At 70.2% G+C, this 23,275-nt stretch carries 16 protein-coding genes; 5 read left to right on the top strand and 11 right to left on the bottom strand.

The window, feature by feature from the left end; genetic code table 11:
- Positions 1-12: 12 nt before the first annotated feature.
- The 7 genes from ACFWHT_RS03625 to ACFWHT_RS03595 all read right to left on the bottom strand — a co-directional run bounded on the left by ACFWHT_RS03625 (position 13) and on the right by ACFWHT_RS03595 (position 12,661).
- Positions 13-1,392 (bottom strand): glycosyltransferase, encoded by a 1,380-nt coding sequence (locus ACFWHT_RS03625; protein WP_378825552.1) that lies wholly within the window; start codon positions 1,390-1,392, stop codon positions 13-15.
- 5 nt (positions 1,393-1,397) lie between these two features.
- On the bottom strand, positions 1,398-2,984 hold the full coding sequence (gene guaA / locus ACFWHT_RS03620; protein ID WP_378825550.1) for a glutamine-hydrolyzing GMP synthase: 1,587 nt from the start codon (positions 2,982-2,984) through the stop codon (positions 1,398-1,400).
- Complete coding sequence (locus ACFWHT_RS03615) at positions 2,981-3,493, bottom strand: DUF3817 domain-containing protein (protein ID WP_378825548.1); 513 nt, start codon at positions 3,491-3,493, stop codon at positions 2,981-2,983. The genes guaA and ACFWHT_RS03615 overlap by 4 nt, the downstream gene beginning before the upstream one ends.
- Positions 3,494-3,659: 166 nt before the next feature.
- The gene (locus ACFWHT_RS03610; RefSeq protein WP_378825546.1) at positions 3,660-8,576 is read right to left on the bottom strand and encodes an ExeM/NucH family extracellular endonuclease; all 4,917 of its coding nucleotides are present in this window, start codon (positions 8,574-8,576) and stop codon (positions 3,660-3,662) included.
- A 266-nt stretch (positions 8,577-8,842) separates the two neighbouring features.
- Positions 8,843-9,679: an SURF1 family protein gene (locus ACFWHT_RS03605; RefSeq protein WP_378825544.1), complete on the bottom strand. Its 837-nt coding sequence runs from the start codon at positions 9,677-9,679 to the stop codon at positions 8,843-8,845.
- Positions 9,676-10,794, bottom strand: coding sequence for a GuaB3 family IMP dehydrogenase-related protein (locus ACFWHT_RS03600; protein WP_378827876.1), 1,119 nt, complete (start codon positions 10,792-10,794; stop codon positions 9,676-9,678). Before ACFWHT_RS03600 ends, ACFWHT_RS03605 begins: the two co-directional genes overlap by 4 nt.
- Positions 10,795-10,972: 178 nt before the next feature.
- A complete protein-coding gene (locus ACFWHT_RS03595) occupies positions 10,973-12,661 on the bottom strand; it encodes an ABC-F family ATP-binding cassette domain-containing protein (protein ID WP_378827874.1) in 1,689 nt (562 codons plus the stop codon).
- 176 nt (positions 12,662-12,837) lie between these two features.
- Here ACFWHT_RS03595 and ACFWHT_RS03590 point away from each other — a divergent pair, with 176 nt between their 5' ends.
- Positions 12,838-13,683 carry a DUF559 domain-containing protein gene (locus tag ACFWHT_RS03590; protein WP_378825542.1) on the top strand — a complete coding sequence of 282 codons (846 nt, stop codon included), beginning with the start codon at positions 12,838-12,840 and terminating at the stop codon, positions 13,681-13,683.
- A 69-nt stretch (positions 13,684-13,752) separates the two neighbouring features.
- Here the strand turns inward: ACFWHT_RS03590 and ACFWHT_RS03585 are convergent, their stop codons facing one another.
- The 4 genes from ACFWHT_RS03585 to guaB form a co-directional block, all read right to left on the bottom strand.
- Complete coding sequence (locus ACFWHT_RS03585) at positions 13,753-15,228, bottom strand: pyridoxal phosphate-dependent decarboxylase family protein (RefSeq protein ID WP_378825539.1); 1,476 nt, start codon at positions 15,226-15,228, stop codon at positions 13,753-13,755.
- Complete coding sequence (locus ACFWHT_RS03580; RefSeq protein ID WP_378825538.1) at positions 15,225-16,595, bottom strand: MFS transporter; 1,371 nt, start codon at positions 16,593-16,595, stop codon at positions 15,225-15,227. Before ACFWHT_RS03580 ends, ACFWHT_RS03585 begins: the two co-directional genes overlap by 4 nt.
- A gap of 53 nt (positions 16,596-16,648) precedes the next feature.
- Positions 16,649-17,200: an OsmC family protein gene (locus ACFWHT_RS03575; protein ID WP_378825536.1), complete on the bottom strand. Its 552-nt coding sequence runs from the start codon at positions 17,198-17,200 to the stop codon at positions 16,649-16,651.
- Positions 17,201-17,420: 220 nt separating this feature from the next.
- A complete protein-coding gene (gene guaB, locus ACFWHT_RS03570) occupies positions 17,421-18,923 on the bottom strand; it encodes an IMP dehydrogenase (protein ID WP_378825534.1) in 1,503 nt (500 codons plus the stop codon).
- Positions 18,924-19,207: 284 nt separating this feature from the next.
- Between guaB and ACFWHT_RS03565 the strand changes: the two genes are divergently transcribed.
- Genes ACFWHT_RS03565 through ACFWHT_RS03550 form a run of 4 tightly spaced genes read left to right on the top strand, consistent with a single transcriptional unit; the run spans position 19,208 to position 23,236 of the window.
- Entirely contained in the window at positions 19,208-20,545 is a 1,338-nt protein-coding gene (locus ACFWHT_RS03565; protein ID WP_378827872.1) for a branched-chain amino acid ABC transporter permease, read from the top strand.
- Between the two features lie 3 nt (positions 20,546-20,548).
- Positions 20,549-21,526, top strand: a complete 978-nt coding sequence (locus tag ACFWHT_RS03560) for a branched-chain amino acid ABC transporter permease (RefSeq protein WP_378825532.1) — start codon at positions 20,549-20,551, stop codon at positions 21,524-21,526.
- Positions 21,516-22,484 (top strand): ABC transporter ATP-binding protein, encoded by a 969-nt coding sequence (locus ACFWHT_RS03555; RefSeq protein WP_378825530.1) that lies wholly within the window; start codon positions 21,516-21,518, stop codon positions 22,482-22,484. Before ACFWHT_RS03560 ends, ACFWHT_RS03555 begins: the two co-directional genes overlap by 11 nt.
- The gene (locus ACFWHT_RS03550) at positions 22,481-23,236 is read left to right on the top strand and encodes an ABC transporter ATP-binding protein (RefSeq protein ID WP_378825529.1); all 756 of its coding nucleotides are present in this window, start codon (positions 22,481-22,483) and stop codon (positions 23,234-23,236) included. Before ACFWHT_RS03555 ends, ACFWHT_RS03550 begins: the two co-directional genes overlap by 4 nt.
- Positions 23,237-23,275: the final 39 nt, after the last annotated feature.

The following is a 23,275-nucleotide window of genomic DNA, read 5'->3' as shown; positions in this document are numbered from 1 at the left end:
AGTGCGCGGGTCTCAGCGTCGCGCGGGGCCGGCGAGAGCGGTGCGCACGGCGGCGGCGAGGGCGTCCATCGCCGCATCCTCGCTCCAGGCCGATGCGACCTCCGGCGCCTGGGCCGCAAGGCGCGCACGCAGCGCGTCGTCGGTCAGCACCGTGCGCAGGGCGTCCGCCAGCGCATCCTCGTCACCGGAGGCGACCAGCACTCCCCCACCCCGGCGCAGCACGTCGCCCGGGCCGTAACGGACGTCGTAGGAGACGACGGGGCACCCGGCGGCGAGCGCCTCGACGAGGGACAGGCCCTGTCCCTCGAACGCGGTCGACGTGACCATCAGAGACGCGCGGCGCAGCACGGCGGCCGGGTCGTCCGTGCGGCCCATCAGGCGCACGCGGTCGGCGGCGCCGAGGGCGGCGATGAGGTCGCCGACGGATGCCGACGACGGCCCGTCGCCCCAGATCTCCAACCGGGTGCCGGGCACGTCTGCGCCGAGGAAGGCGCGCACCACGTGGTCGATGCGCTTGCCGGGTGCGAGTCGCGACATGCTCACCACCAGACCGGGCTCGCGCTCGTGATCGGTCGCGGTCGGCAGCGGGATGCCGTGCGGGGCGACCAGGTTCGTCGCGGTGCCGCCGAAGCGCGCCTGCACGTCGTCGCGCTGCGCCGGCGTCGGCCAGATCACCGCGTCGAAACGGTCGCTGACCTGGAACCAGCGCCGCCACAGCGCGTTCACCGGGGCATCCGGTGTGAAGGGCGGCTCGAGGTGCATGGTGTGGATCGTGTGCACGATGCGCACGCGCGGATGCGACCAGCCGGCCAGCAGCTCACCCAGCTGGCGGGACTCGCAGATCACGACCACCGGTCGATCGGACTGGTCGACGAGGTGGTCGAGCCAGGCGCGGTACAGGCCGCCGAAGCCGGGAAGGGCGCCCACCGTGGTGCCGTGCTCGTCGTACACGCGCACCGGGGCCGCACTCAGATGCCAGTCCGGATCGCCCTGGATCACCGGCAGCGCCGCATAGGCGCGCCCGTGGGCATCCGTCAGTTCGCGGTGCGCGTCGGCGACGTGCGCCGAGTGCGCGGCCGGCCCTGCGGCGGCGCGCAGCCACGGGGCGGCGCCGCCGGCGGGGGCGCTGGCCTCGTCGTGGAGGTTGCGGAGGGGGATGCCGGCGGGCAGCATGCCGAGCCGCTCGAACTCGGCGCGATGCGCGGCATGCGCGGCGGCGGTGCCGGGGTCGACGGTGACGACCTGCACGTCGGCACCTCGCGCCGCCATCTGCCGGGCGCGCGCGGCCGTCGCAATCGTGTACCCGCCGTCGAGCCCGGGGACGAGACGGCTCGACAGGACGAGAAACGCCACGTCGGGGAAGAGACCCTCCTCCGTCGCGGCGTCGCTCACTGCGGCTACTCCCACTCGATCGTCGCCGGCGGCTTCGACGTGACATCGAGCACGACGCGATTGACCTCGCGCACCTCGTTGGTGATGCGGTTCGAGATGCGGGCGAGCACGTCGTACGGCAGGCGGGTCCAGTCGGCGGTCATGGCATCCTCGCTGGACACCGGACGCAGCACGATCGGGTGGCCGTAGGTGCGGCCGTCGCCCTGCACGCCCACCGAGCGCACATCGGCGAGCAGCACGACCGGGCACTGCCAGATGGTCTGATCCAGGCCGGCCCTGCTGAGCTCCTCGCGGGCGATGGCGTCGGCCTCGCGCAGCACCTCGAGACGCTCCCGGGTGACTTCACCGATGATGCGGATGCCGAGGCCGGGGCCGGGGAACGGCTGACGTCCCACGATCGCCTCGGGGATGCCGAGCTCGCGGCCGATCGCGCGCACCTCGTCCTTGAACAGGGCGCGCAGCGGCTCGACCAGCTCGAAGTCGAGGTCCTCGGGAAGTCCGCCGACGTTGTGGTGCGACTTGATGTTCGCGGTGCCCGCTCCGCCACCGGACTCGACGACGTCGGGGTAGAGAGTGCCCTGGACGAGGAACTTGACGGGGGCGCCGCCCGAGGCCTTGGCCTCTTCGACGAGGTCGAGCTGCACCTGCTCGAACGCGCGGATGAACTCGCGACCGATGATCTTGCGCTTGGTCTCGGGGTCGGTGACGCCGGCCAGGTGGCCGAGGAACGTGTCGGCCGCGTCGACGGTGATCAGGCGCACGCCGGTGGATTCGACGTAGTCCTTTTCGACCTGCTCGCGCTCGCCCTTGCGCAGCAGTCCGTGGTCGACGAACACCGCGGTGAGCTGGTCGCCGATGGCCTTGTGCACCAGGGCGGTCGAGACGGCCGAGTCGACGCCGCCGGAGAGGGCTGAGATGACGCGGGCGTCGCCGACCTGCTCGCGGATGCGCTCGATCTGCTCGGCGATCACGTTGTCGCTGTTCCAGTCGGCCGGAAGGCCCGCGCCCCGGTGCAGGAAGTTCTCGATGATCGCCTGGCCGTGATCGGAGTGCTTGACCTCGGGGTGCCACTGCACGCCGTAGAAGCCGCGCTCCTCGTTCGCGAACGCCGCGACCTTGGTGGCGTCGGTCGTGGCGAGCACCTCGAACCCCTCGGGGGCGCGCGAGACCTGATCGCCGTGGCTCATCCACACGTTCTGCTCGGCGGGCTGGCCGGCCAGCAGGGTGCTCTCACCCGCGGCGATGTGCGCGTCGGTCGCGCCGTACTCGCGCAGGCCGGTGTTCGCGACCTCGCCGCCGAGGGTCTGAGCCATGTACTGGAACCCGTAGCAGATGCCCAGGGTGGGAACGCCCAGATCGAACACGCCGGGGTCGAGCTTCGGCGCGCCGTCCTCGTACACCGACGACGGCCCGCCGGAGAGGATCAGCGCGACCGGGTTCTTCGCCGCGATCTCCTCGGCGGTCGCGGTGTGCGGCACGATCTCGCTGTAGACGCCGGCCTCGCGCACGCGCCGGGCGATCAGCTGCGCGTACTGCGCGCCGAAGTCGACGACGAGTGCCGGTCGCTGCTGGGTCTCGGTCTGTTCGGTCAACGGGCACCTTCCGGGGCGGGGGCGGAGGCCGCGGAGGCCTCACGGGTGGCGAGGTAGGCCTTCACTTCGCGCGAGACGCGCAGCTCCATGAAGAACGACAGGAACGGGATGACGCCGCCGAGCGCGAGCAGGATGAAGCGCAGGAACGGCCACCGCATGAGGCTCCACACCCGGAAGCAGGCGAAGAGGTACACGACGTAGAACCAGCCGTGCGCGACGAGGATCATCAGCGACAGGTTCGCGCCGTCGCCCACGCTGGTCAGCTCGCAGCCCATGCCTCCCGGCACGAACAGCGAGTACCACTGGCATCCGTCGCCGACGATCACATCGGCGAACCACAGGAATCCGCCGGACCCCCCGAGGAAGAGCTCGAGGTGCGAGGGCGAGTATTTCAGGATCATCTCCGCCAGCAGCAGGAGCAGCATGACACCGGTGATGATCGACGCGATCTGATAGAACTTCAGCGCGCCTCGGATCGCCGGGAAGCTGGCGATTTTCGGCTCGGGCATGAGTACCAGTCTAGTCGGCGCGGAGCGCGCCTCCGGAGCGGTCCGGGCGGCCGCCTCGATGCCGTCCGCGGACGCCTGCCGTACGACGTCGCGGCACCCGGACGCGCAGGTGCCCGCCGCCTCCTCGGAGACGGCGGGCACCTGTCGGCTCAGCGCGCGACCGGCGTCAGGAGCGCTCGGCCCTGCGGCGCCGCACGACGACCAGTCTCAGCCCGATCGCCAGCAGCAGGACCGCCAGCAGGATGAACGGCACGGAGTCGGCACCCGTGGTGGCGAGATCGCCGGAGCCTGCGGCAGCCGCCGAGACGATCAGTGGCGTCGACACCTGCTTGCCGTCGTCCTGGATGACGACCAGCGAGTGCGTGCCCGCGGCGGTGCTCCTCGGCACCAGCACGGTGGCGCTGAAGGTGCCGTCGACGGCGACCTTCGCCTGGCCCAGCTTCACCGGGGTCGAGTGCAGCTCGATCACGACGGTCGTGCCGGCATGGAAGCCGTCTCCCGTGACCGTGACCGACGAGCCTGCGGCGACCTTCTGCTTGTCCGTCTTGACCTGACCGTTGCCGCGGTAGACGAACACGCTGGCGGTCAGCTCGGTCTCGTCCGCGCGGACGAGCACGACGTCGTAGCCGTGCGGCTTCGTCGTGACCGGCACCGTCAGCGCCGCATCGAACGCGCCGTTGCCGCCCGCGGTGACCTCTCCGAGCTCGGCCTTGCCCTGAGTGCTGCGCAGTTCGACCGTCGCCTTCTCGCCGGGCGTCAGGCCCGATCCCCCGAGCGGGAGATCGGCACCGGAGCGCACCCACCGGGTTCCCACCTCGAACGTCGCGTCGGGCTGCTCGCCCTCTGCGGTGAAGGTGATCGGCAGCACGACGGCACCGCCGACGTCCGGCGTCGCGGTGAGAGACTTGCCCTCCGCATCCGCCGGAACGGTGAGGGTGTAGCTCGCGCTGCCCGCCTCGTCGAGCGTGTCGGTGACCTCGGAGGTGACCGGGGCGGTTCCGATGACGGTGCCGCCGACCGCGAACTCGACCTCGGTGGGAGCCTGCTCCCCCGCGCTGAACGCCAGCGACGACAGATCGATCTTCACCTCATCGCCCGGCTGGTAGCCCGTCGCGCCGTCGGCCGGCGTGAAGGTGGCTCCGATCGATCGCTGCGTGAGGTCGGGGCTGGCCGTCTTGTTGGCGTCGAACCAGTCGACCATCGACTGCAGGTCGATCTTGCCGGTGTCCTTCTTGTCGGTGCCCTCGGAGAGGGTGAAGAAGTTGTCTCCACCCGCCGCGAGGAACGAGTTCGCTGCGACCAGATACGACCTCGCCGGATCGATGGCGGTGCCGTCCAGGGTGATCGAGGTGATGCGCGAGCCCTGTGCCGCCGTCGGGTCGTAGGTGTAGACGAGACCCTTCGAGACGCCGAGCTTGAGGAACGGACGCGACGCGTCGGCGGGCTGCCACTGCTCCTCGAGCACGGCCTTCAGCTGTGCACCGGTGAGCTGCAGGGTGACCAGCGTGTTGGCGAACGGCTGCACCGTCGCCGCCTCGCGGTAGGTCACGTTGCCGGCGGGATCGTTCTCGCCCGTCGCCGCGTACGTCAGGTTGGCACGGATGCCGCCCGGGTTCATCAGCGCGATCTCCGCGCCGGTGGACCACTTCTGCACGTCGGCGACGAAGTTGCCCACGGTGGACTCGCCACCGCGGTTCTCCGTCTTGCCGTCGCTCTGGAGTGCGCGGTTGAGGTCGGCGGTGACGTCACCGACCTTGACGGCACCGAGCACGTCGGCCTCCTTCTTGGCGGCGTCGACGATCGACTGCACTGTGGGGACTGCCGGGTAGTTCGGCACCCAGGTGGACTTCCCATCGTCGCCCTTCACCTCGTGCGCGAGCGGCTTGATCTCGTTGGTGATCGAGAGCAGCTCCTTCGTCTTGCGGTCGACCCGGAGGTTCATCACACCCAGGTTCTCGCCGTACTGCCCCGCCGAGACCACCGGACGACCGTCGATGACGTGGTTGTACGCCAGGTGCGTGTGCGCCGAGACGATGGCGTCCACGTCGCCGTCGACGCCGTAGACGACCTCACCCAGCGCGGAGTCGGGTGTGATGCTGTCGACCGCTTCGGTCGCCGCTCCCTCGTGCACCAGCAGGATCACGACATCGGCCTCCCCGTTGGACGCATCGCCGTCGCGCAGGTCGTCGGCGACATCGTTCACGGAGTCGGCGATGCTTCGCACCTCGAGGCCCTTGATGCCCTCGGGCGAGACCAGGCTGTCCAGCTCCTCGGTGACGGCGCCGACGAAGCCGACACGCACGCCGTCGACCTCCTTGACCCACGCCGGGGCGAGGGCGGGCTCACCGGTCTGCGTGAGGAACACGTTCGAGGAGATGTACTCCCAGTCCGCCAGCCCCTGCACGCGATCGCGCAGATCCTCCCATCCCTGGTCGAACTCGTGGTTACCGGCAGCGCTGACGTCGAGCCCCGCGGCGTTGAGCGCCTCGATGGTCGGCTCGTCGTCGTTGATGAACGACGTGAACGTCGACGCGCCGATCAGGTCGCCTGCGGCGGCGAAGATCGTGTTCGGGTTCGCGTCGCGCACCGCCTGCACGGCGCCGGCGAGCACGGCCGCGCCGGCCGCCTTGCCGTCGGCCTCGATGCGACCGTGGAAGTCGTTGATCGTGGCGATGTCGATGCTGACCGGCGGCTCGTCGGCCGAGACGCCGACGATGATCGGGTCGTGGTCGCTGGAGCGGAACGGCGTGCCCGACTCGGTGGCGCCGAACGCGTAGCCGCGGTCGCTCCACTCCGGCGAGTTGATGGTCCACACGCCGGCGTCCGTGACGGATGCCGCCAGCGACGGCGACGCGATCACGTGGTCGAGCGAGCCGAGCTCGCCGTCGAACGTGTAGGTGTACTGACCCGGCGCCTTGGCCGGCACGGTGTCGAGCCAGCCCTCCGAGGTGAACACCTCGATCGGGTCCTCCTGCCCGTAGGCGTTGAAGTCGCCGATCAGCAGGATGTCGTCGCTGCCGCTGGCGGTGGCGAGATCCTCGGTGAAGCCGAGGAGCGACACGGCCTGCTTGACGCGGTCGCCGTTGAAGTGCCCCTGGCCGTCGGACGGCTCGGGGCCGTCACCCGACTTCGATTTGAAGTGGTTGGCCACGACGGTCACGGTGCGACCGTCGATGTCGAACGCCTGCGCGATCGGCTCGCGGGCGTTGCCCCACACGCTCTCGTCGCTGATGGTCCGGCTGTCGCCCTTCGGCGTGACCGCGGCCTTCTTGTAGATGATCGCGCTGGTGATGTAGTCGGTGGTCGCCGCGTCGTGCAGCGCGACCGGGGTGGGCACGTACGCCCAGGTCCCCTGGCCCGCCTCGGCGTTGAGCCCCTCGACGAGGTCGGCGAGCGCCGTGTCGACCGGCTCACCCAGCTTGACCGAGTTCTCGATCTCCATGAGCGAGACGATCTCCGCATCCAGACCGTTGATCGCCGCGACGATCTTGGACTTCTGGATCGCGAACTGGGCGGCGTCAGCCGCGCCGCGCGCATTGGAGTCGTCCGATTTCAGCGTCGTGAAGTAGTTGTAGACGTTGAACGACGCGATCTGCACGTCGCCGCCGACCGAGGGCACGTCGGGTCGCGGGTTCTTCGACGTGAAGGTGACCTTCTCCTCCGCGGGGGACTCGCCCGTAACCGGGGTGACCGGCTGAAGCCGCCAGTCGTCGAAGCCGTACTGCAGCACGTAGCCCTTGCCGCCGAAGTCGACCGCGTCGCCGTTGCGCACGACGGCATCCTTCGTGAAGTAGGGCTGGCCGCCGGTGTGGCCGCTCTTGCCGATCTGCACGCTGTAGCCGTCGTCGAGCAGGATGCGATCGGCGCGATTGGCCGCGGCGATCGCATCGGCCTCGGCGCCCGCGCCCTCGAGCTCGGTGCTCTTGACGTTCAGCTCGCCGGGGTTCAGCCACAGCGCACCGAAGTTGTAGAGCTGGTGGCTCGAGGCGACCAGGTAGTCGCCCGTCGGCGCGACGAGCATGTTCTCGTAGGCCTCACGGTCGGCTCCGACCACGGAGGTCGGCAGCGGTGTGGTCGCCGGCACGCCGGCATCCGCCGTCACGACGCTCACATCCGCCGCCGAGGCGGGGGTGATCTGCGTCTGTCCGAAGTACTCGCCCACCTTGCCGCTGACCGATACGAGGTCGCCGATCTCGCCGGGGACGGTCTTGCCGTTCAGGTAGACGAAGACGCCGTCGGATGCGCCGGGAGTGCTGTCGGTCTCGCCGGCCGATCCGGGCGTCTGGATGACGACCCCCGCGTACCCGCCCACGCGGTAGTCGGCGGTGATGACACCCTCGACCGTGACGGTCTTGTCGAGCATCGGCGAGGCCGTGCCGGTGCCCTGCACCTCGGCGATCGTCACCTTCTCGCCCGGCTGCGGCTCGGGGTCGGTGCCGGGCTCGGTGCCGGGGTCGGTCGCCTCGGTCTCGCCCTCGGCGTTGGTCGGCGTGATCGATGCCGACAGCGTGAAGTCCGCGCTGTTGACGTCGGTGTCCGCGCCGTCGGCGCGGTTCAGCGACTTGACGTCGCCGTTGCCGGAGGGCGCGGTGGCCGCCGTGCCCTCGAAGGTGTTCGAGGTGCCGTATCCGAGCACGTCCACGACGCCCGCGGCGCCCGCTGTGCTGCCCACGGGGATCGCCGTGCCGGTCTTGACGAGCGCGATCGTCCCGGACGAACCGGAGAGGTTCAGGCCCGCGGAGGTCGCATCCGGGGTGGGGAGCGCCTCGCCCTGGCTGTTCGGCGAGCCGTTCTGCCCGCCCTGGACGAGATAGTGCCCGCCGGCGGGGATCGTGCCGGTCAGCGCGATGTCTCCGGAAGGCTTGCCCGTTCCGGTCGCCGAGCGGTACAGCAGGGACAACCCGTCGAGCGCGACGTCCTCGTCAGTCGGGTTGTACAGTTCGACGAACTTGTTGGTGAAGGCCGCCCCGGCGCTGCCGCCGGAGAGGTAGGCCTCGTTGATGACCACCCCGGTGCCGTCGGCGGCCGCGAAGGCGGGCGCGGCGACGAGCGAGCCGAAGCCCAGCGCGAAGACGGTGGTCATGGCGAGGGCGCATGTGCGCCCCCTGTCTGTCTGATTCGAGAGGGGAGCCTTCCGGTTTCCCTCAGCGCGGGCGGACATCTTCAATGCTGTCTCCTCGGTCAGGTAGGCGCCGGATCTCGTGAACCCGGCACAGCGCCGCGTGGGAACGCGGACGCGCATAGATGCGACCATAGGGCGCGCCTCAGACATCCGGCAAGACACTGACCGAATGTTGTCCGTTCGGTCACCCGCACGTCATCGAATGTCCGTCTGGGCAGGAGATCTCCTCAGCGCTGCACGGCCTGCGCGGTGTCTTCTCCGCCTTCCGCACCCGCGTCCTCGAACTCCTCGACCTCGCGCTCCCAGGCGTCTTTGGCCAGGCGGTACCAGAGGTAGAAGGCGAAGCCGGCGAAGACCGCCCACTCGGCGGCGTAGAAGATGTTCAGCCAGTGGATCGGCGACCTCTCCTCCGGGGCGGGCGAGCTGATGTCGACGAGTCCCTCCGGCGCCTGGACGGATGCCAGGTACGGGCGGTACACGTTCAGCTGCTCGACGTCATGCCAGCGGCTCAGCAGCGCGGCGGGCGACATCCGGGACAGCTCCAGGAGATCGCTGCGCGGCGGCACCTCGACACCCTCGTCGTCGATGAGTCGGCCGGTGATCTGCGCCGGCGCGGCACCGGCGCGCTCGAGCGCCGCCACCGCGGCATCCGCCTGCTCGAGCGTCGGTGCCCAGCCCAGCGCGACGGCGATCGACGTGCGCTCGGCGACGCGGAGCTGCCCCGTGACCCAGTACCCCTCGACGCCGTCGTTGAACCGCTGGGAGACGACGATGAAGTCGTCGGGCACCCAGGTCCCGCTCGTGCGCACCCGCTGCCCCCCGGAGGACTCGGCGAGGTACTGACCCGGCTCCACCACGTCGGTCAGCGCACGCACCTGCTCGGTCATCCCCGGCGGCGGCGGATCGATGTCGACCGCGCGGGCGAGCTGCCACTGCCCCAGCCAGGCGAAGACGCCCGCGACGAGCAGGCAGAGACCGAGGAACCCGATCCAGCGCCCGCGCAGCATCACCTCACGCAGGGTCGGCGGGAACTCCTGCTCGGCGGACGGCGCGCTGTTCGTCATCCCAGCTCGTAGGGTGCGAGCACGACCTCGACCCGCTGGAACTCCTTCAGGTCGGAGTAGCCGGTGGTCGCCATCGACTTGCGCAGCGCGCCGATCAGGTTCGCGGTGCCGTCCGCGACGGGGGCCGGCCCGTACAGGATCTCCTCGAGCGTGGCGACGCCCTCCACACCCACGCGGCGCCCGCGCGGCAGCTGCGGGTGGTGCGCCTCGGCACCCCAGTGAAACCCCTGCCCGGGGGCGTCGGTGGCGCGGGCGAGCGCGACGCCGAGCATGACGGCATCCGCCCCCATCGCCAGAGCCTTGACCATGTCGCCGGAGGTGCCGACGCCGCCGTCGGCGATCACGTGCACGTAGCGTCCGCCCGACTCGTCGAGGTAGTCGCGGCGAGCGGCCGCGACATCCGAGACCGCCGTGGCCATCGGGGCGTGGATACCCAGGGTCACACGCGTGGTGGACGCCGCTCCTCCGCCGAAGCCGACGAGCACGCCGGCCGCGCCGGTGCGCATGAGGTGCAGGGCTGCGGTGTACGTCGAGGCGCCGCCGACGATGACGGGCACGTCGAGGTCGTAGATGAACTTCTTCAGGTTGAGCGGCTCGGCGACGCTCGAGACGTGCTCGGCGGAGACCGTGGTGCCGCGGATCAAGAACAGGTCGACGCCCGCGGCGGCCACCGTCTCGTACAGCTCCTGAGTGCGCTGGGGCGTGAGGGACCCGGCGACGGTGACCCCCGCCTCGCGGATCTCCGCGAGGCGCTGCTTGATGAGCTCGGGCTTGATCGGCTCGGCGTACAGCTGCTGCATCCGCACGGTCGCCTCGTCGGCGGGGAGGGAGGCGATCCGGTCGAGCAGCGGCTGCGGATCGTCGTAGCGGGTCCAGAGCCCCTCGAGGTCGAGCACCCCGAGAGCGCCGAGCTGACCGAGCATGATCGCCGTCTGCGGGCTGACCACCGAGTCCATCGGGGCGCCGATCACCGGGACGTCGAAGGCGAAGGCATCGATCGTCCACGCGGTGGAGACGTCCTCCGGGTTGCGGGTGCGTCGCGACGGCACGACCGCGATGTCGTCGAACGTGTACGCGCGGCGCGCGCGCTTGCCTCGGCCGATCTCGATGTCCATGCTCACCTCTCCAGACTACCCGGCGCCGCTCGCACCGCCGGGCGCTCGCTGCCGCGCTCGCTGCTTCCGGGCGCTCGCTGCTTCCGAGAACATGACGATCGCCGAGAACAGGACGGATGCTGCAAACATCCTCCTGTTCTCGCCGGTCCTCCTGTCCCCGGTGACGGATGCCGCGCTCTCAGCGCGCCCGCGCGACCCGCCGCTCGTCCCAGACCGGCATGTCCGACTCGTACACGTCGCCGTCCTGTCCGAACACCAGGAAGCGGTCGAAGGAGCGGGCGAACCAGCGGTCGTGCGTGACCGCGACGACGGTCCCCTCGAACCGGGCGATGGCCTGCTCGAGCGCCTCGGCGGACTCCAGGTCGAGGTTGTCGGTCGGCTCATCCAGCAGCAGCAGGGTCGCACCGCTCAGCTCGAGCAGCAGCACCTGAAAGCGCGCCTGCTGTCCGCCGGAGAGCTCGCCGAATGCCTGCTGCGCCTGACGCACCAGACCGTAGCGGTCGAGCGCCGAACTGGCCGCGTCGCGCGGCATTCCGGCACGCCGGTCGTCGCCGCGGTGCAGGATCTCCAGCAGCGTGCGGCCGGAGAACTCCGGATGCGCGTGGGTCTGCGCGAAGAGTCCGGGCACGACCCGGGCGCCGAGCACGGCGACGCCGGTGTGCGCGACGCGCTCGAGTGTCTCGGATGCCGCCACCAGGTGCCCCAGCGTGGGATCGGGGTCGCTGCCGCCGCGTCCGAGCAGGCGCAGGAAGTGCGACTTGCCCGAGCCGTTCGAGCCGAGCACGGCGACGCGGTCGCCGAACCAGATCTCGGCGTCGAAGGGCTTCATCAGCCCGGTCAGCTCCAGTCGCGTGCACACGACGGCCCGCTTGCCGGTGCGAGCGCCGCGCAGGCGCATGTCGAAGTCCTGTGCCGGCGGACGCTCCTCGGGCGGTCCTGCCTCCTCGAACCAGCGCAGTCGCGTCTGGGCGGCACGGTACCGCGAGGCGAATCCGTCGTTCGCGGCGGCCTTCACCTTGAGTGTCGCGACCAGTGTCTTCAGCTTCTCGTGCTGCTCGTCCCAGCGCCGACGCAGCTCGTCGAGCCGATCCAGCCTGTCTTCCCGCGCCCGGTGATACGTGGCGAAGCCGCTGCCGTGCACCCAGGCGGTGGCGCCCGCTCCCCCGGGCTCGAGCGTGATGATGCGATCGACCGCGCGGGCGAGCAGCTCCCGGTCGTGCGAGACCAGCAGCACCGTCTTGGGCGTCTCGCGCAGCCGCTCCTCCAGCCAGCGCTTGCCCGGCACGTCGAGATAGTTGTCCGGCTCGTCGAGCAGCAGCACGTCGTCGGGTCCGCGCAGCAGCGCCTCCAGCGCCAGGCGCTTCTGCTCGCCGCCCGAGAGCGTGTCGAGGTCGCGGAATCGTGCACGCTCGAACGGGACGCCGAGAGCGGCGATCGTGCACTGGTCCCAGACCGTCTCGTGCTCGTAGCCGCCGGCGTCCGCGTAGTCGGCGATGGCCGTCGCGTACCGCATCTGCGTGCGCTCGGTGTCGTCTTCGATGAGGGCGTTCTCCGCAGCATCCAGCGCTTCTGCGGCCGCGCGAATGCGGACGGGCGCGACGCGGATGAGCAGGTCGTGCACGGTCGTTCCGGCGTCGCCGTGTCCGACGAACTGGTCCATCACCCCGAGCGATCCGTCGATCGTGACGGCTCCGGCATCCGGTGCCAGTTCGCCGCGGATGATCCGCAGCATGGTCGACTTGCCGGCGCCGTTCGGGCCGATCAGGGCGCTGGTCGATCCGACGCCGACGCGGAACGTCGCCTCGTCGAGCAGCGGGCGTCCGTCGGGGAGGGTCAGCGCGATCGCGTTGACGTCGATATGGCCCACAGCGGGCTCCTTCCGCCCGCCGCACAGCGAGCCGATCAGGCTATCAGCATCCGCGGCCCTGTTCGTCGCCTTCCTCATCCCGCAGTCATCCTGCACATTCCGCCCGGCCGACGACTTCTCCACAGAAGGTGGGAATCCAAGGCTGCCGCCCGTCGTGGTGAGAGCACCATCGGGGCATGAGAACGCCCCTGGCGACGTGGATGAGAGATCACGCGGGCATCGCGCACAGTCGCGATCTGCGAGCAGAGGGCTACTCGCCGCATGAGATCCGAAAGGCCGTAGACGCCGGTCACCTCCAGCGCGTGCGCCGCTCGTGGCTGCTGACCGCCCAGTGCACACCCGACCGGCGAGCCGCTGCCGAGATCAGCGGACGCGTGACATGCGTCACCGCCGCACAGCGCCTCGGTCTGTGCGCAGCGGATGCCGACGACATCCACCTGGCAGTGCCGCCCACGTCCTCGAGGATCGCCGCTCCGGGCCGCAAGCTGCACTGGGGCACGGGACCGGTCCCCGTCGTCCGGTTCACGGTCGACGAGCCCCTGCTGAACATGCTGTACCACGTGGCACGCTGCCTCGAACCCGCCGCTGCGGTGGCCGTCTGGGAGTCCGCGTTGCGCAAGAGGCTCGTGACCCTCGCTCAGCTGCGGCGCACGGAATGGCACAGCAGTGCCGCGCGAACGGTTCTCGAACGGGCCGGGGCGCACTCGGACTCCATCCTGGAGACGAGGTTTCTCGCCATCATGCGCAGCTGCGGGGTGCAGGTGCGCCAGCAGATGCTGATCGACGGGCATCCGGTCGACGCGCTGATTGGCGAGAGCCTGGTCGTCCAGCTCGACGGCTTCGAGTTCCACAGCAATCCCAGGGACCGTCGCAAGGACCTGCGTCAAGACACCCGCCTCGCGCTGCTCGGCTACACCGTGCTGCGCTTCGACTATCAGCAGGTCACGTTCGACCAGGAGTACGTCCAGCAGACCATCCTCAACGCCATCGCGCAGGGCCTGCATGTCCCGACCCGGCGCTGACGTCGCAGGGATGCCCCCGCGCCCGCACTCGAGAACATGAGGGAGCTCGCACCCGCCGCGCCACCCGGGTCAGCGCGGCTCGGACATGCGGGCGAGCAGTTCGGTGAGCAGCGCCTCGGCGACCGGCGGCGGAAGCTGCTCGATCAGCGCCATGAGCATCGACATCGGCTGATCCGCCGACACCTTCCCGGCTCCGGCGAGCCTCAGCAGCCGCCAGGCGGCCTTCGGCCCCGGCACCCGCCCTCCGGTGCCGTAGCCGAGCGCCCGCAGGCCCGCCATCAGCATCCGGGCGTCGGCCTGCGGCCTCCCCCGCACCTCAGCGGATGCCGAGCGCAGGGCGCCAACGAACTCCGCCGCACCCTCTTCGAGCACGGGAGTGAGGGTGAGGTGTGCGCTGTGCGGGATGCGCACGCCGTCGCTCTGGAGGATGCCGGGCTGATGCTGGATCTTCCAGCCGTGGGCTGCGAGCGCGTCGGCCAGCCGATGCGGGTCGACCCGTTCCGCGGGCCGGACGGAGTCGTCCGCCACGAGCGCGATCGCGGGTCCGACGGGGTCGCCCATCACCGTGAGCCCCGGGATGCCGTCCACGGCGTCTCGCACGGCGCGGGCCACCCGGCGGATCGACCCGGTGAGCTCCGCGTACCCGTCGGGGCCCAGGTGCTGGGTGATCGCCCAGGCGGCTGCCAGCGGCGACGCCGATCGGGAGCCGAGCAGCGTGGGGTTGACGACGGGGTAGCCTGCCCATCGCGTGGTGGCGAAGAACTGCGCCCGGTGCCGTCGCCGTCCCTGCTGCCCCCGACCGCCGTGCAGCAGCACCGAGACGCCCTTGGGCGCGTACCCGAACTTGTGCAGATCCGCGGAGATGCTCGTGACGCCGCGCACCCGGAAGTCCCAGACCGGCAATCCGGGCCACCACGGCAGCACGAACCCGCCGAAGCAGGCGTCCACATGGCAGGCGATTCCGCGATCTGCCGCGGCACCCGCCACGGCGCGGACGGGATCGAGCGCGCCGCTCGGGTACGCGGGCGCCGAGACGACGACGAGCGCAACGTCGTCATCCATCCGTGTGATCAGGTCGCGGGCGCGCACCGCACCGTCCGGCCCGCAGGCCACCGGGTCCCAGTCGAGGTCGAACAGCTGCGCGGCCTTCTGGAACGCCGCGTGCACGGTGGACGCGGTGACCAGGCGGGGCCGCCCGCCCCCGGGGTTGCGTGCCCGCCAGAGGTCACGTGCCGTCTTCACCGCGAGCAGGCAGCTCTCGGTGCCGCCGCTGGTGATGGAGCCGACCACGGAGCGGCCGCCGTGCAGCATCCGGCGGGTGAAGCCCACCAGATCGCGCTCCATCGCCGCGATGGAGGGGAAGACGGTCGGGTCGAGTCCGTTGAGCGGTCGGGCGAGGCGAGCCGCCGCGTCGGCGAGCTCGTCCAGCTCCTCCCGTCCCGAGTCGTAGACGTACGAAAGCACCCGGCCGCCGTGCGTCGGGGCGTCACCCTCGCGCAGCGCGCGAAGCCGGTCGAGCACCCGGGCGGAATCCCGGCCGCTCATGCGGAGGTGCCGGCGATGTCGTGCTCGCGCAGCCGGTAGCGGGCGAGCGTCACCAGGCTGAGCAGCATGAGCACGGCGGGCAGGATGCTGAACGACACCGCGATCCCCGTGACGGCGGCGTCGGGCTGCGCGACCGTGCGCCCGACGGTCGTCTCGAGGTATCCGGTGAGGGCGAGCACGACGGTCAGGACCGTTCCGCCCAGCGCCATGCCCGTCGTCTCGCCGGCGGTCCAGACCCCGCCGAACACGCCGGAGCGGTTCGCACCGCCGCTTCCGGTCGCCGCCTGGGACGTACGGTCGTGAGCGATCACGTCGGGGAGCATGGCCATCGGCAGCGTCTGCATCCCCGCGTACGCCGCACCGGCCAGTGCCACCGGAGCGACGATCCACCAGCCGGGAGCCCAGACCATCACACCGAGCACGAGCGTGGCGAGCAGGAACACCGTGCTGGCGAGGCGGAACGCCCGCTCCTTGCCGATGCGATCGGCGATGAGCTTCCACACCGGCGCCATCAGCAGTGCGGGTGCGATCAGCGCGACGAAGAGCTGCGTGACCGCGGTCTCGTCGTCGAGCAGCCAGCGGGCGACGTACTGGGCGGCGGCGAGCATCAGCCCGGTCGCGAGCCCCTGCAGCATGAAGGTGACCAGCAGCGCGCGGAACGGCTGGCTCTCACGCAGCACGGTGACGCCCGCGCGGTAGTGCTCGCCGATGGTGGCACCGGGCCGCACCGGCAGCAGCGGACGCTGCGGGGCGACCGTCGCCGAGGTCAGCATCCCGACGCCGAGGATCACCGCCGCGACCACGGCCATCACCAGGTAGCCGAGCAGCGGGTCGTCGGGGAAGAGCGCGCGCAGCTCGGGCCCTCCCGCGCCGAACAGCAGGATGGCGACCGTCAGCAGCACGACGCGCCAGCTCAGCAGGCGGGTGCGCTCGCGGTAGTGGTCGGTGAGCTCGGCGGGCAGGGCGATGTAGGGCACCTGGAACAGGCTGAAGCAGGTCGCCGCCGCCATGAACGCGATCAGCACCCAGATCGCCGCGGGCACGGGGGCGAGACCGGCGGGGACCGCGAAGGTGAGGATGAACGCGATCGGCAGCCCGATGGCCCCGACGACCATGGCGCGACCGCGCGTGCCGGTGTGTGCGAGGGCGCGGTCGCTGAGTCCGCCGATGACGGGATCGATCAGCACATCCCACACCTTGGCGGCGGTCACGATCGCACCGGCGGCGAGCGCCGTCACGCCGAGGGAGTCGGTGAGGTAGTAGACCAGCACGAGCCCGGGCAGCGTGGCGAAGCCCCCCGTGCCGAGAGATCCGATCGCATAGCGGGTGATCTGCCCGCGGCTGAGCGAATTCGACCCTGAACCCATGCCGCTCACTCTAGCGGCGGGTCCGGCGGCGTCGGATGCCCGGCGACGGCGACTCAGGCGAGCGAGCCCGACGTGGGGACCGGGTTCGCGAACAGATCGAGCACCGGGCAGTGCTCCTGGACGACCGTGCGCAGGCGGTCGTACTCCTCCGCGGTGTTCGGGCCGGTGATGTCGACCTTCACGCGCACGTCGTGGAATCCGGCGCGTCCGGACTCGTCGATGCCGAAGAGCTTGCGCACGTCGAGATCGCCTTCCGCCGAGATCTCGATGTCGTCGATCGTGAGTCCGAGGGCCTGGGCGTACAGGCGGAACACCACGACGTGACAGGAGATCAGCGCGCCGAGCGCGTACTCCACGGGGCTCGCGGCCGCATCGTCGCCGGCGAGCGCGGTGGGCTCATCGACGAGGAAGCGGTGCTTGCCGGCGCGGATCTCGGTGCCCACCGAGCCGACTCCGCGACCGCTCACCCGATAGGTCAGCCGGGCGTTCGCGCTGTCGCGCGCGATGCGCTCGTTCCAGGTGGTCCCGGCATCGGCGAGGCGCTGGGCGCGCTCGTCGGCGGTCACGTCGGCGATGGGGGCGGTCTGCTCGTTGAGAATCGTCATGCGGCGACCGTAGCCGGGGCTCCGGATGCCCGCACGCCCCGCCGTCACACGACGCAACGGCACGTCATGCGGTGCAATGTCAGACGGCGCCGGGCTCCGCGCGCATCCGCGACGTCACCCAGAACAGGAGAACCGGCCGGGACAGGACGATCTCCGCGAAAATCATCCTGTCCCGGCCGAACGGCCTGTGCCCGATCACGAGCTCACCGGGAAAAGCGGCTCACTTCTTGTAGTTGGGCGCCTCGACGACGATCTGCACGTCGTGCGGGTGCGACTCCTTGAGGCCCGCCGACGTGATCCGCACGAACCGACCGCGCTCCTTGAGCTCCTCGATGGTGCGCGCTCCGACGTAGAACATCGACTGGCGCAGCCCGCCGACCAGCTGGTAGGCGACGGCCGCCAGCGGCCCGCGGTAGGGCACCTGGCCCTCGATACCCTCGGGGATGAGCTTGTCGTCGCTGGGCACGTCGGCCTGGAAGTAGCGGTCCTTCGAGTACGAGGTCTGCTTGCCGCGGGTCTGCATGGCGCCGAGCGACCCCATGCCGCGGTACTGCTTGAACTGCTTGCCCGACTGGAAGACGATCTCACCCGGCGACTCGTCGGTGCCCGCGAGCAGCGAGCCGAGCATCACGGCATCCGCGCCGGCGACCAGCGCCTTGGCGATGTCGCCCGAGTACTGCAGGCCGCCGTCGGCGATCACCGGGATGCCGGCCGGCGCCGCCGCCAGCGACGCCTCGTACACGGCCGTGACCTGCGGCACCCCGACCCCCGCGACCACACGGGTGGTGCAGATCGAGCCCGGGCCGACGCCGACCTTCACGGCGTCCACGCCCGCGTCCACCAGGGCCTGTGCGCCCTCGCGGGTGGCGACGTTTCCGCCGATGACTTCGATGTGCTCGAACGACGCGTCGGCCTTGAGCCGGCGGACCAGGTCGATCACGCCCTGCGACTGGCCGTTGGCGGTGTCGACGACGAGCACGTCCACGCCCGCGTCGCGCAGCGCCTCGGCGCGCTCCCACGCGTCGCCGAAGAAGCCGATGGCCGCACCGACGCGCAGCCGGCCCTGGTCGTCCTTGGTGGCGAGGGGGTACTTCTCGCTCTTGTCGAAGTCCTTGATGGTGATCAGGCCCGCGAGCTTGCCGTCGGCGTCGATGAGCGGCAGCTTCTCGACGCGGTGCTTGGCGAACAGGGCGATGACCTCGCCGGCGGCGACGCCGACGGGCGCGGTCACGAGGTTCTCGCTGGTCATGACGTCCTTGACCAGCGTCGTCTGCCGCTCGAGGCCCGAGACGAAGCGCATGTCGCGGTTGGTGACGATGCCCACCAGGCGCCCGTCGTCGTCGACGACGGGCAGTCCGGAGATGCGGTATCGCGCGCACAGGTTGTCGACCTCTTCGACCGTGGCCTCGGCGGTCGTCGTGATCGGATCGGTGATCATGCCCGACTCACTGCGCTTGACGCGGTCGACGTGAGCGGCCTGGTCGGCGATGGAGAGGTTGCGGTGCAGGATGCCGAGGCCGCCCTCGCGTGCCATGGCGATCGCCATGCGGGACTCGGTCACGGTGTCCATGGCGCTGGAGAGCAGGGGCGTCGCGACCGAGATGCGCCGGGTGATGCGCGAGGAGGTGTCGGCCTCGCTGGGGATCACGTCGGTATGACCCGGCAGAAGCAGCACGTCATCGTAGGTGAGTCCGACGAAACCGAAGGGGTCGTGCTGCTGCATGGATGCTGGCTCCTCTGCGCCGGGGGGCGCGATCGAATGACGAGAGTGCGCGGGGACGACTGCGGCCGATGACGGGAGCGTCCGTCGTATGACGATTCTAAACGCCGTGCGCCTGCGGATATTCCGAGAACGCCGCCCGCCGACACTCCCGGCATCTCGATCCGGACACGGATCGTGCGATTTCCGCCGTCTGCGGGATACGCTCAGTGCGACGTCCATGACCGAACGGCACCCGAGGCCCGTTCGAGGGCACTCGATGTGGAGGATGCGTGGGACTCAGATCAATGACGCTTCGGCGATCCCGAAGCGCGCTCATCGCGCTGTTCGCAGCGCTGGCTGCTGTTCTTCTCGTGATCGGCATACCTGCCGGCTCGGCGGCGGCCGACACGACCGACGACGGCCAGGAGATCACCGATTTCTACTTCGCCGGCAACATCTCCTACGAGGATGAGCCGCTCGAGGGGATCGCGATCAGCGTCGACGGGAACGGGTTCAAGGCCCAGACCGAGACGGATGCCGACGGCAAGTGGCGCCTGTACGTTCCCGAGAAGGAGGAGTACACCCTCTCGGTCGACGAGGACTCGCTGCCCGACGGTGTGATCGTCGATGCGTCGCAACTGCCCGAGGGCGTGGCCCCCGTCGAGGGGACCAGCGGATCGTTCGAGGCGGAGTTCGGTCTGACCGGCACGAAGATCGTGAACCTCTTCCTCGGCGAGGGCGAGCGGGTGACGGTGTCGTTCCTCGACCAGCTCATCTCCCGCACCGTCGGCGGCATCAACTTCGGGCTGCTTCTCGGTCTCGCCTCGATGGGCGCCGCGCTCATCTACGGCACGACGCGCCTGTCGAACTTCGCGCACGGCGAGATGGTCACCTGGGGCGGTGTGGTCGTGGTGATCTTCACATCCGTCTGGCAGCTGCCGCTGTGGGCGGGGGTGATCGCCGCCGTCGTCGGAGGCGGCGCGCTCGGCTGGGCGATGGATGCCGGCCTCTGGCGCCCGCTGCGCCGGCGCGGCCTGGGCATCGTGCAGCTGATGATCGTGAGCATCGGCCTCTCGCTGGCGCTGCGCTACGCCCTGCAGTACCTCATCGGCGGCGACACCCGCCAGCTCCCCGGCGCGAGCCCGGCACCGATGCAGTTCGGCCCGATCTCGCTGTCGTACATCGACCTGATCGGGATGGCGATCAGCCTCGCGGCGATCCTCGGCATGGCCTGGTTCCTCACCCGCACCCGCATCGGCAAAGCCACCCGCGCCATCTCCGACAACCCGCAGCTCGCGGCGGCGTCGGGCATCGACGTCGACCGGGTGGTGCGCATCGTGTGGATCATCGCGGGTGCGCTCGCCGCCCTGTCCGGCGTGCTGTGGGCGTACTTCCGCCCCGGCGTGAAGTGGGACATGGGCATGCAGATGCTGCTGCTCATCTTCTGCGCGATCACGCTGGGCGGCCTGGGCTCGGCGATCGGCGCACTGATCGGCTCGATCATCGTCGGCATCGCCGTGGAGGTCTCGACCCTGCTGGGCGTGCCCTCCGACCTCAAGTACGCCACCGCGCTCGTCGCACTGATCGTGATTCTGCTGGTCAGGCCGCAGGGCCTGCTCGGTCGCAGGGAAAGGCTGGGCTGACGCATGGACTTCGGATCGATCTTCGGCAACACGGCCGTCTACCTGCTCAGCCCGGTCACCATCGCTTACGCGCTGGCGGCCACCGGGCTCGCCGTGCACTTCGGGTACGCCGGCCTGCTCAACTTCGGCATGGCGGCCTTCATGGCCGTCGGCGCTTACGGCTATGCGATCCCGGTGCTCACCTTCGGTGCGCCGTGGTGGCTGGGCATGCTCATCGGGCTCGCCGGCGGCGCGGTGTTCGCGCTGCTGCTGGGCATCCCGACCCTGCGCCTGCGCGCGGACTATCTCGCCATCGCGACCATCGCGACCGCCGAGGTGGTGCGACTGCTGTTCCTGACGCGCCTGTTCGAGGACGTCACCGGGGCGGCCGGCGGCCGCACCGGCTACCACGAGAGCTTCCGCGCCGCGAACCCCATCCCCGAGGGCACCTACGGCTTCGGCCCGTGGACCTACAACGCCACGCAGCTGTGGAACCTCGTCTTCGGCCTCGCGCTGCTGGCCCTGTCGATCCTGCTCGTGTGGGCGCTGATGCGCAGCCCGTGGGGGCGCGTGCTCAAGGGCATCCGCGAGGACGAAGACGCCGTGCGCTCGCTCGGCAAGAACGTCTTCGCCTACAAGATGCAGGCCCTCGTCGTGGGCGGCGTGATCGGCGCCGCGGGCGGGATCGTCTTCGTGCTGCCCTCGGCGGTGGTGCCCGGCAGCTACTCGACCTCGCTGACCTTCTTCCTGTGGACGGTGCTGCTGCTCGGCGGCGCGGCGACGGTGTTCGGCCCCACGCTCGGCGCCGTGCTGTTCTGGGTGCTGTTCGCCTTCCTCGGGAACCTGCTGCCGCAGATGGCCAGCGCCGGCTACCTGCCGATGTCGACGGGTCAGGCCGAGATCGTGCGCTGGATCCTCGCCGGCATCGCGCTGATGTTGATCGTGATCTACCGCCCGCAGGGAATCCTCGGAGACAAGAGGGAGATGACCTTTGTCAAGTGAGAACCGGCCCGCAGCGGGCAAGCGGCAGAAGTCGACCGGGCTGGCGCAGGGGCCGGCGGCCCCTGGCGTCGCCAAGGTCGACCCGATCCTCGTCGTCGACGGTGTCGAGCGGCACTTCGGCGGCCTGACCGCCGTGAACGTCGAGCATCTCGAGATCCCCCGCGGCGCCATCACGGCCCTCATCGGGCCGAACGGCGCGGGCAAGACGACCCTGTTCAACCTGCTCTGCGGGTTCGACAAGCCCAACAGCGGCAGGTGGGAGTACGACGGGCGCAACCTCGCCGGCATCCCCTCCTTCAAGGTGGCCCGCATGGGTCAGGTGCGCACTTTCCAGCTCACCAAGGCGCTTTCGCTGCTGACGGTGCTCGAGAACATGAAACTCGGCTCGCCCGACCAGCCGGGCGAGCGGTTCTGGCAGAGCCTGATCCCCGCCATCTGGAAGAAGAAGGAAGTGGAGATCGAGCAGAAGGCTCGTGAGCTGCTCACCCTCTTCAAGCTCGACGCCAAGGCGCAGGACTTCGCCGCCGCCCTCTCCGGCGGCCAGCGCAAGCTGCTCGAGATGGCCAGGGCGCTCATGAGCGACCCGCAGCTGGTCATGCTCGACGAGCCGATGGCCGGCGTGAACCCGGCGCTGACGCAGTCGCTGCTGGATCACATCCTCGGGCTGAAGGACCGCGGCATGACCGTGCTGTTCGTCGAGCACGACATGCACATGGTGCGCCACATCGCCGACTGGGTGGTCGTGATGGCGGAGGGCCGCGTGGTCGCCGAGGGCCCGCCGGAGACGGTCATGGAGGATCCCGCGGTGGTCGACGCCTACCTCGGCGCCCACCAGGACGTGGATCTGGGTGAGGTCACCGGGCGCATCAGCGTCGTGTCGGACGCCGACGCCGTGCGCGTTCGCGAACGGATCGAGGCAGAGGCCGAGGCCGAGCTGGAAGAGGAGGAGAAGTCATGACGGATGCGCGGGAGCCGCAGAGCGATGACGTCGTCGTCGAGCTGAAGAACGTGCACGCGGGCTACCTGCCGGGCGTGAACATCCTCAACGGCGCGAACCTCATCGCGCGGCAGGGAGAGCTGATCGGCATCATCGGCCCGAACGGCGCGGGCAAATCCACCCTGCTGAAGTCGATCTTCGGCATGGTGCAGGTGCGCGACGGTGACATCACCGTCAACGGATCGAGCATCGTGGGGCTGAAGGCCGACCGGCTCGTGCGGCGCGGCGTGGGCTTCGTGCCGCAGACCAACAACGTGTTCCCCTCGCTCACCATCGAGGAGAACCTGCAGATGGGCCTGTACCAGAACCCGAAGATCTACGCTGAGCGGCTCGAGTTCGTGACCGGCATCTTCGCCGAACTCGGCAAGCGCCTCAAGCAGCGCGCAGGGTCCCTGTCCGGTGGCGAGCGCCAGATGGTCGCGATGTCCCGCGCGCTCATGATGGACCCGTCTGTGCTGCTGCTGGACGAGCCCTCGGCGGGCCTGTCCCCTGTTCGCCAGGACGACGCCTTCATCCGCGTCTCCGACATCAACAAGGCCGGTGTGACCACGATCATGGTCGAGCAGAACGCCCGCCGCTGCCTGCAGATCTGCGACCGCGGCTACGTTCTCGATCAGGGCCGAGACGCGTACGAGGGCAGCGGACGCGACCTCCTGAACGACCCGAAGGTCATCGGCCTCTACCTCGGAACGCTGGGTCAGGACGCCGCCTGAGGCCAGCACACGCAGAGGGGGCCCGGATGCCGAAGCATC

Source organism: Microbacterium sp. NPDC058342 (assembly GCF_042723935.1).
In the GTDB taxonomy this organism is placed as follows: domain Bacteria; phylum Actinomycetota; class Actinomycetes; order Actinomycetales; family Microbacteriaceae; genus Microbacterium.
Note: the sequence above shows the minus strand (reverse complement) of the source record. Positions and strands in the feature narration are given on the sequence as shown.